Here is a 9,657-nt window from a genome sequence, read left to right as displayed (position 1 = left end):
CAAGCCCCGCCCGTGTCGCCGATGCCGCCAGCGCATGGCGGGCGACGATATTCTCCAGGCCTTCGGCCTCGACGCGGTCGAGCGCCGTTTCCAGCGCGAAGAATTCCAGCGGCGCCGGCGTTCCCGGCAGGCCGCGTCGGCCGCTGTCGACCCAGGTCTTCAGATCGGCCAACGACAAGATCGAATCGCACGGTGCGCCATCCGTCAGGATCAGATCCCAGGCGCGGTGGCTGACCGAGAGTGCGGACACGCCGGCAGGCCCGCCGAGCGCCTTTTGCGGGCCGACAACCGCAATGTCGATGCCGAGATCGTCGACTTCGAAACCATGACCGCCGACCGAGGCCACTGCATCGACGATGGTGACGATGCCGCGGGCCCGGGCAAGCGCCAGTATCTCGGGCAGGGGGTTGAGGATGCCGCTTGCAGATTCCGCGTGCACAAGAGCGAGCACATCGATGCGAGGACCGGCGTCGAGCGCTTTGGCGACTGCTTCGATCTCGATCGGCAGGCCCGGTTCGGCGACGATATCGGCGACCGTCGCACCGCCCCGCCGCAGCCATTGCCCGAACCAGCCGCCATAGAGGCTGGTGACGATGTTGAGTGCTGTGAGGCCCGGGCGCGCAAGGCTGACGGCAGCCGCCTCCAGCGCCACCACCGCCTCGGCCTGCACCAGCAATATATCGTTGCGGCTGCGCAAGATGCCGCCGATTCTGTCGGCAAGGACGGCGTAGCGCTCCGCGGGATAGGAGGGCACGCCATGCAGGGGATTCCAACCAAGATCGGACATGGATACTTCCTTCAGCAGGGATCGGTCACGAGACGGGGGACGGCGGCAACGAGCGCACGGGCAGCCTCGGATTGCGGCGCCGCAACGACCGCCGCTGCCGGACCGGTCTCGACGATCCGCCCGCCATCCATGACGGCGATGCGGTGGGAGACGGCCCGGACCACGGCAAGATCGTGCGAAATGAACAGACAGGCAATGCCCTGTTCTTTCTGCAGATCGACCAGGAGCTCGAGGATCCGGCCGCGGACGGTCACATCGAGAGCCGAGACCGCCTCGTCGAGCACCAGCAGCGAGGGCCGTGTCGCAATCGCCCTCGCGATTGCCACACGCTGCCGCTGGCCACCGGAGAGTGCGCGAACTGGCCTGTCGGCATAATCGACAGGCAGGCCGACACGTTCGAGAAGCATGACGATCTCGCCCGGGCGTCGGTCTTTCGCCGCGATGCCGTGGATGCGAAGCGGATCGTCGAGCACCGTGCCGACGGTCGCCAACGGATTGAAGGCCGCAAGCGGATCCTGAAACACCATCTGCATGCGCGCCCGCCGGCGGCGCAAAGACGCGCCGTTCAGAGCGAACCAATCCTCTCCCTCGAAGCGGATCGAGCCGGCATCGGCGCTGAGAAGCCGCAGCAGAATGCGCGACAGCGTCGATTTCCCGCTGCCGGAGGCGCCGACGAGACCGAGCGTTTCCCCAGGCGCGATCGTCAGCGACACATTGTCGAGAGCGGCAACCTGCCTGCCGGCAGAAGAAAAGCCCTTCGATAGGTTTTCGACGGAAAGCAGCACATCGTTCATGGCAACACCTCCGCGATCAGCGGTGGCGTCGCGAGGTCGCGATGGCTGGCGATGAGGGCGGCGGTATAGTCGCTTTTCGGCGCAGAAAGCACTGAACGGACGGGGCCCGCCTCGACCAGCTTGGCATTGCGGAAAACGGCGATGCGATCGACGAATCCGGAGGCAAGCGCGATGTCGTGGGTGATGAAGAGCAACGTCATCCCATCCTCGCGTACCAGCCCGTCGAGCAGGCGGACGATCTCGGCTTGAACGACGACGTCGAGCGCACTGGTCGCCTCGTCGGCGATCAGCAGAGCAGGTTTCGCAGCGATGGCAGCCGCGATCGACACACGCTGGCGCTGGCCGCCGGAAAGCTGATGTGGAAAGGCACGCATCGCCTTGTCAGGCTGCGGTATCCGCACCCGGCCGAGCAATTCCCAGGCCCTGACATAGGCCTGCTTCCAGCTGAGGCCGAGATGGCGCCTGGCGCCCTCGGCAACCTGCTCGCCGACCGTCAGGACAGGATTGAGACTGGAGCCCGGGTCCTGGAAGACGAAGCCAAAATCGCGCCCCGCGCGCGGCGGATGACCAAGTCCGGGCCAGAGCATCTCGCCGCCGACCTTCGCTCCTTCCGGCAGCAGGCCGGCAAGCGCGCGGGCGAGCGTACTCTTGCCGGAGCCGCTTTCGCCGATGATCGCCAGCCTTTCGCCGGCGACGATATCGAGATCGACGCCATCGAGTGCGGCCGCGCCGTCCCTGTCGCGCCCATAGGTGACCGAAAGCTGTCGCAGGCTGCAGAAAATGCCGCTCATGTCGCCCTCACACCGTCATCGCCAAGCACCTTGCCGAGCCCCTCGCTGAAGAGATGGACGCCGAGCACGGTCGTGGCGAGCGCAGCGCCCGGTATGACTGAGAGATAGGATGCCGAACGCAGCACGCTGCGACCTTCGGCGATCATCGAACCCCAAGTGGCGATATTGGGATTGCCAAGGCCAAGGAAGGACAGCGCCGCCTCGGTGAGGATCGCACCGGCGACGATGGTGGCGGAGAGCGCCAGCACCGGCGGCAACGCGTTTGGCAGGATTTCCCGGAAGGCGATCTCGGCCGGATGCATGCCGACTACCCTTGCCGAGGCGACGTAATCCTGCTCGCGGATTGCAAGCACCTGCGCTCGCGTCAGCCGCGCCGGATCGGCCCAGGTGCCGAGTGCGATGGCAAGGACGACAATGGGCGTCGACACGCCGATCGTGCTGACGAAAGCAAGGGCGAGCAAGAAAGCCGGTACGATCTGGAAGGCGTCGACCACCCGCATCAGCGCCTCGTCAATGAGTCCGCCGGCAAAACCGGCCGCCAGGCCGACGCAAAGTCCCAGCACCATGGCCGAAAACGCCGCCGCCAGGCCGACGGCAAGTGAGGTTCGTGCGCCGTAGAGCAGCCCCGCCAGGACGTCGCGGCCAAGACGGTCGGTGCCGAGCGGAAAAGCCGGATCGGCGAACGGCGCCAGCAGCGCGCGGCCGGCAATTTTCAGCGGATCGCCCGGTGAAATGACGGGAGCGAGCAGCCCGGCCAAAAGCAGGACGAGAAGGATCGCCAGTCCGGCCGCACCTTCCGGCGTGCGCAGCAGTCGCCACAGCCAGCTCATACGCCGCCCTCCGAAGCGCCGATGCGCGGGTCGAGCGCGGCATAGACGAGATCGACGAGAAAATTGACCGAGATGACCAGGACGGCGCTGGTGACGACGATGCCCATCAACAGCGGCGCGTCGCGGCCGTTGACCGCCTCCTGCGCCAGCCGCCCGAAACCCGGGACCGCAAAGACGCTCTCGATCACCACGCTGCCGCCGAGCATGGCGGCCGATTGCAGCCCGAGCATGGTGACGAGCGGCAACAGCGCATTACGCGCCACGTGACGCAGCACGATGCGGCTGCGCGACAGGCCCTTGGCCCGGGCGAAGAGCACGAAATCCAGCTTCCACGCCTCGGCCATACCGCTGCGCATCACCCGCAGGAACAAGGCGAGATAGATCAGGGCCAGTGCGCTCACCGGCAGAACCAGATGATCTGAGATATCGAGCGCGCGCGAAAAACCCGTCTTGCCGGAAGCGATCGTCTCGACGCCCGCGATCGGAAACCAGCGCAGTTTCACCGAGAAAGCGATGCTCAGAACCAGACCGAGCCAGAAACTCGGAATTGCGTAAACAATCAGCGAGCCGATCGACAGCAGCCGGTCCCTTAGGCCACCCGGCCGCGCCCCGGCAAGGATGCCGAGCGCCGAGCCGAGACCGAAGGAAAGCGCCGTCGCACTGCCCATCAGCAGCAGCGTATTGGGCAGCCGTTCAGCGATGAGCGCACCGACCGGCCTGTTGAAGGCGACCGACCAGCCGAGATCGAAGCGTGCGAGCGAGGAAAGATAGAGCCAAAGGCGCGCGAGCATCGATTGGTCGAGGCCATAGCTCTCGCGCAGCGACTGCCTAAGTGCGGCATCGCCGCCGCCGATCGAGCCGAGATAGGCGTCGACGGCATCGCCCGAGGCGGTTTCGAGCAGGAAAAAGGTGAAGATCACCACGATCAGCAGCACCGGAATGCTGCTGATCGCCCTGCGCCTCAGGAGGATGATTGCACGTTTCACGCCGGACAGGGCCTCTGGAAGAGAATTGCCGCCGATTCTATCACGATTGCAGCGCGGTATCGCCCCAGTTCGAGACGGCCCAGCGCGGATTGTCTGCGACGTTGAGCACGGTTTCACGCGCGACGGTGATGAACCCCCATTCCGCAACGTTGATCAGCGGCAGATCGCCGACGACGAGCTGCTGGAACTTGCGGTAGAGATCGGTGCGCGCCGCCGTGTCGACCGTCTCGGAGGCCTGCTTGATGATCTTGTCGAGCTCCGGATTGACGTAGCCGCCCTGGTTGGAGAAGGGCACACCATCAGGGGTGCCGGACTGGACGAGAATGGTGGTGGAGATCGCCGGATCGCCACGGAAGACCGGCGGACCGACGGCGAGGTCGAAGTCGTGGTCGGTATAGACTGCCTTCTGATGTGCGGCCGCATCGGCATTGACGATCTCGGCATCGATACCGATCACGGCAAGCGCCTGGCGAAGGTAATCGCCAAACTGGCGGGTCTCGTTAAAATAGGGCGCGGGGCGGAGCTTCAGCGTAAAGCGGTTGCCGTCTGCCCCCTGTTTGTATCCTGCTTTATCGAGGATATCGTTCGCCGCTGCGGGGTTGAAATCATAGGCCGCGACATCTGATGTATAGAACTCCGGCGCATTCTTCGGCACCGGACCGGTCGAGGCCGCGGCGTAACCGAGGAAGATCGTGTCGACCACGAATTTCTTGTCGATCGCCTGCGCGATCGCCTGACGGACTCTGAGATCTGCCAGTTCCTTGCGACGATGATTGATCTCGACGACGAGCTGATAGGTCAAAGCCTCGTAGCCCTTTGAGATCACCTTGATGCCGCCGACTTTCGAAATGCGGTCGAGATCGGCGAGCGGCACCGCGGAGAAGGCGGCAAGCTGGATTTCGTCTGCTTCGAGCGCCGAACCCGCCGCTTCGCGATCGGGCAGCACGCGGAAGACGATCTCGTCGAGTTTCGGCTGGTCCTTGTCCCAATAATTCTCGTTGCGCGTCAGCCGGTAATATTCGCCAGGCTTGTGTTCGGCGAACTTGAACGGACCGGTGCCGATCAGCGTGTTGTTCGCCGGATTGGTGGCGATATCGGTGCCGTCGAAGATGTGCTTGGCGACGACGCTAGTGACGACAGGCAGCGCGTTGCGGATCAGCTGGAACGGCGTCGGCTTGGAGAAGCGGAAGATGGCGGTGTAATCGTCGGGCGTATCGACGGCTTGAAGATTGGCAAAGACCAGGCGGCCGAGATTCTGCAGCGTCTTCCAGACGTTGAGCGCCGAGAAGGCTACATCGACCGAGGTAAACGGCTTGCCATCGTGCCAGGTGACGCCGTCGCGGAGCTTGAAGGTGACGGAGAGGCCATCGGCCGAGCCTTCCCAGGAGGTGGCGAGGCGCGGCGAAAGCCCATCCTTGCCGTCGAACGACGCTTCGGCGAGCGGCTCGATCACCTTGCTTGCGACGAAAAATACGCCGTTCGAGGCGACGATGGCAGGATTGAGGTTCTTCGGCTCGGAATCGGCTGCAACGATCAGCCGGCCGCCGGCGGGCGCGGTCTGCGCGAGCGCCTGCCGGGCGAGCGCCGTCGAGGCAAGGAGCAGGGCGGTGCCCTTCATCAGCGTGCGCCGCGAGATAGATGATACGGTCATGACCCCTCCTGATCGGTGAAATTCGGGTGCCCATATTCAGGGCGAAATGCAAATTGTCATAGAGGTTAGATTCGAATAGTCGGGCTGGGCGAGATATTTTTTGTCACCCAGCCATTATTCGCTCAGCCGTTGGCCGCGACACGTGCCGGCTCGCCGAAGAGATTGCGATAGGCCGCGCCCGGATGTGGCGCGACGAGCCGCGGCCCTGCTCCCCCGAGCTTTTCGCGCAGCGTTCCCTTGGCATATTCGGTCTTGTAGACGCCGCGCTTTTGCAGTTCCGGTACCAGCAGATCGACCGCGTCCTCGAAACTTTCGGGCGTCACGGCATAGGCAAGATTGAAGCCGTCGACATCGGTGTCTTCGATCCATTCCTGCATCAGATCGGCGACCGTCTGCGGCGAGCCGACGAAAACCGGGCCGAAACCGCCGATGCCGACCCAGTCGGCCATTTCGCGCACCGTCCATTCCTTGGTGGGATCGATTGTCGTGAAGGTTTCGACGGCCGATTGCACCGCATTGGTATGACGGTGCCGCAGCACCTCGTCCGGCCCGAACTGGCCGAAATCGATGCCGGTCCAGCCGGAGATCAGTGTCAGCGCGCCTTCGAAGGAAGCGTATTTGCGGTATTCGTTGAACTTCCGCTGTGCTTCCGCATCCGTTTCGCCGAGGATCACGGTTTGCAGGTTGAAGGCGAGGATTTCGCGCGGGTTGCGGCCGACCCGTTCCGCCGCCTCGCGGACATTGGCGACGTAACGCTTCAGCACGGCTTTCGACGGGGACGCGACAAAAATGCATTCGGCATGGGCGCCGGCGAAATCCTTGCCGCGGCTGGAGGCGCCGGCCTGGTAGAGCACCGGTGTACGTTGCGGCGAGGGTTCGCTCAAGTGAATGCCGGGCACGTTGAAATGCTTGCCGGAATGGCGGATCGGATGGACTTTTTCCGGATGGGTGAAGATGCCGCTTTCGCGGTCGCGAACGACGGCGCCGTCCTCCCAGCTTCCCTCCCAGAGCTTGTAGCAGACCTCGAGATATTCCTCGGCGAGGTCGTAGCGGTCATCATGCTTCGTCTGCGCCGGCTGGCCGATATTGAGCGCGCCGCTGTTGAGGTAAGAGGTGACGATATTCCAGCCGACACGGCCTTTGGTCAGATGGTCGAGCGTCGAGATGCGGCGGGCGAAGGTATAGGGATGCTCGAAGGAGAGCGACGCCGTCAGGCCGAATCCAAGGTGTTCGGTCTCATAGGCCATGGTGGGGATGAGCTGCAGCGGATCATTGACCGGCACCTGCGCCGAATGGCGAAGTGCGGCGTCGACATTGCCGTGCAGCACATCGTAAACGCCAAGCACGTCGGCGATAAACAGCCCATCAAACTTGCCGCGCTCCAGCGTCTTTGCCAGATGCACCCAATAATCGAGATCCTTGTAGGTCCAGGACTTGTCGCGCGGATGGCGCCAGAGCCCCGGCGACTGGTGTCCAACGCAATTCATGTCGAAGGCGTTCAGCCTGATTTCGCGGGTCATGTCTTTCTTCCTTGGAATTAGGGATTGCTGCGGCCGAGGCCGTAGGTCAGCGCTAAGGCTCCGACGAGCACGGCGCCCTTGACGAAATCCTGGGTGTAATAGGGAGCATTCAGCATGGTGAGACCGTTCAGCAGCACGCCGACGAAGACGGCGCCGGCAATGGTGCCGAGCACGTTTGGACGCCGCAGGTTGAAGACGGCGAAACCGATCAGCGCGGCGGCGACCGAATCCATCAGCAGCGAACCTCCGGAGGAGACATCGCCACGCCCGACGCGGGCGGCGATGACGATGCCGCCCAGCGCCGCCAGCGTGCCAGAAATGACATAGGCGAGCGTCTTCAGTCGAACTGTGGACGCGCCGGCAAGCCGGGTCGCGACTTCGTTGCCGCCTGTCGCAAACAGCAATCGGCCGATGCGGGTGCGTTCAGTGAGAATGAAGAGTGCGACGGCGACCACCGCCATCAGCACCACGGAAACGGGCAGGGTGCCGAGGATGCTGTAGCGGCCGATCAGCAGAAAGGCCGGGTCGTAGGCGCCGGTCGCCTTCGAGCCGTCGGGCAGGGTGAGGCCTGCCGAAATCGATCGGCCGGCGGTCGGGATCAGCTGCAGGCCGGAAAGCAGAAACATCATCGCCAGCGTCGCCAACAGATCAGGCACCTTCAGGCGCACGATGAGGAAGGCGTTGACGAGGCCGATCAGGGCGCCAAAGGTGAGCACCAGCGGTACCGTCGCATAGGCATCAAGATGCCAGACGATCATCGCGTAACTCGCCGCCATCACGCTCGATGCGGCGACCGCGCCGATCGACAGGTCGAAACCGCCGACGGCCAACGTGACGGTGACGCCGGCGCCGAGAATGGCGACGACGGACACCGCCTGCAGGATGCTCATCAGATTGGCGATATTGATGAAGGCGGGTTGGGCGATGGTGAAGCCGACGACGAGCAGTGCCAGCAGGATGAACACCGCGCCCGCCCGGAGAAACGCCCCGAGGGCTGCGAGACGACCGTTATCGGCTTGCGGCGATGCCTTCGGCCGGGCGCTTGCCTGTGGAAGAGTGTCGTCGTCGATCGTCGTCATGCGGATATTCCCTGGATGGCGGAGGCAAGAGCGGCCCCGTCTGCCGCAGGCCTCAACACGTGGCGGTCGATGACGAGGATGCGGTCGGCCACCTCATAGGCCTCCTCCGGGTCGGAGGTCGCGATCAGCGTTGCCCGGTCGGTGCGGGCGCGGATTGCTCGGATGATGTCGTGACGGGCGCCGACGTCGACACCTTGGAAGGGTTCGTCGAGCAGCAGCAGCCGGCTCGGTTCCGCCTCCCAGCGGGCGATCACCGCCTTCTGCTGGTTGCCGCCGGACAGCGACCAGACCGAGGCGAGTGGACCCGCGGCCTTGATCCCGAGACGGGCGATTGCCTGTTCGGCCTCGCGTCGTTCACGGCCGCCGACCAGGAAACCGTGCGGATACCATTTGCCAAGATGCGGCAGGCTGATGGTTGCCGACAGCGAATGGCCGGGCCATGCCGGTGGCATCAGCGAGGAACGATGACGGTCTTCGGCCGCCATCGCCACGCCTGCGGCGATCGCCTCGGCCGGGCTTTTCGGCCGATAGGGCCGGCCACCGAGGAACATTGTCCCACCGGCAAGCGCCGTCACGCCGAAGATCGCCTGGAGCAACCGGCTCTTGCCGGCGCCGAGCACGCCTGTTACCGCCACCACCTCGCCCTCATACAATGAAAGATCGAAGGAAGCGGCTTCAGGGAGCAGGCTGATATCACGCATCTCCAAAATCGCCGGACCGGTCGCAGGCCGCGCATCCGGCCGAGCCGCGTCCAATCTGCGGCCGATCATCGTCTCGATGGCGGTCGAAAAATCGATCGGCCGCGAGAAAGTGCCGACGACGCGGCCGCCGCGCATGACGAGCGCGCGGTCGGCGATGGCTTCGAGATCGGCGGTACGATGCGAGATATAGAGGATCGCCAGGCCTCGCCTGCGAAGCTTCAGCAGAATATCGAAGAGGCGGCGGCTTTCTTCTCCGGAAAGGCTCGCCGTCGGCTCGTCGAGGATGAGGAGATCGGCGCGGTTGGCAAGCGCTCGGGCGATCGCCACCAGCTGCCGATCGGCGCTGGTGAGGTCATCGAAATCACGGTCGAGCGGCAGGCTGAAGCCGGCGGCATCGAGCATCGCCTGCGCGGCGCGACGGATGCCGGCGCGCGAGATGAATAAGGGCGTGCTGCGATCGGCGAACCGGTTGAGCAGCAGCGCATCGGCAACCGTCAGGCCGGCGGCGCCGACCAGGT

The 9,657-nt window shown here is 64.5% G+C and carries 9 protein-coding genes; all 9 read right to left on the bottom strand.

Annotated elements, in window-relative coordinates; genetic code table 11:
- On the bottom strand, window positions 1–787 hold a 787-nt coding region (locus MOV76_RS36615), incomplete at its 3' end, for an aminotransferase class V-fold PLP-dependent enzyme (RefSeq protein ID WP_247266384.1).
- Window positions 788–798: 11 nt separating this feature from the next.
- Window positions 799–1,581, bottom strand: coding sequence for an ABC transporter ATP-binding protein (locus tag MOV76_RS36610; RefSeq protein ID WP_131606605.1), 783 nt, complete (start codon window positions 1,579–1,581; stop codon window positions 799–801).
- Entirely contained in the window at window positions 1,578–2,372 is a 795-nt protein-coding gene (locus MOV76_RS36605) for an ABC transporter ATP-binding protein (protein ID WP_112908243.1), read from the bottom strand. Before MOV76_RS36605 ends, MOV76_RS36610 begins: the two co-directional genes overlap by 4 nt.
- Window positions 2,369–3,202 (bottom strand): ABC transporter permease, encoded by an 834-nt coding sequence (locus MOV76_RS36600; RefSeq protein WP_247266383.1) that lies wholly within the window; start codon window positions 3,200–3,202, stop codon window positions 2,369–2,371. Before MOV76_RS36600 ends, MOV76_RS36605 begins: the two co-directional genes overlap by 4 nt.
- Window positions 3,199–4,188, bottom strand: coding sequence for an ABC transporter permease (locus MOV76_RS36595; RefSeq protein WP_112908245.1), 990 nt, complete (start codon window positions 4,186–4,188; stop codon window positions 3,199–3,201). Before MOV76_RS36595 ends, MOV76_RS36600 begins: the two co-directional genes overlap by 4 nt.
- A 40-nt stretch (window positions 4,189–4,228) precedes the next feature.
- On the bottom strand, window positions 4,229–5,839 hold the full coding sequence (locus tag MOV76_RS36590; protein ID WP_247266382.1) for an ABC transporter substrate-binding protein: 1,611 nt from the start codon (window positions 5,837–5,839) through the stop codon (window positions 4,229–4,231).
- A gap of 122 nt (window positions 5,840–5,961) precedes the next feature.
- Window positions 5,962–7,359 (bottom strand): LLM class flavin-dependent oxidoreductase, encoded by a 1,398-nt coding sequence (locus MOV76_RS36585; protein WP_247266381.1) that lies wholly within the window; start codon window positions 7,357–7,359, stop codon window positions 5,962–5,964.
- A gap of 17 nt (window positions 7,360–7,376) precedes the next feature.
- Entirely contained in the window at window positions 7,377–8,438 is a 1,062-nt protein-coding gene (locus MOV76_RS36580; protein WP_247266380.1) for an ABC transporter permease, read from the bottom strand.
- Window positions 8,435–9,657 (bottom strand): ATP-binding cassette domain-containing protein (locus MOV76_RS36575; RefSeq protein WP_247266379.1); only part of this gene is annotated, 1,223 nt, incomplete at its 5' end. The genes MOV76_RS36580 and MOV76_RS36575, both read right to left, overlap by 4 nt.

The sequence above is a fragment of the Rhizobium sp. PRIMUS64 genome (assembly GCF_023006465.1).
In the GTDB taxonomy this organism is placed as follows: domain Bacteria; phylum Pseudomonadota; class Alphaproteobacteria; order Rhizobiales; family Rhizobiaceae; genus Rhizobium; species Rhizobium leguminosarum.
The sequence above is the reverse complement of the archived record's forward strand: the minus strand, read 5'-3'. Positions and strand labels throughout refer to the sequence as shown.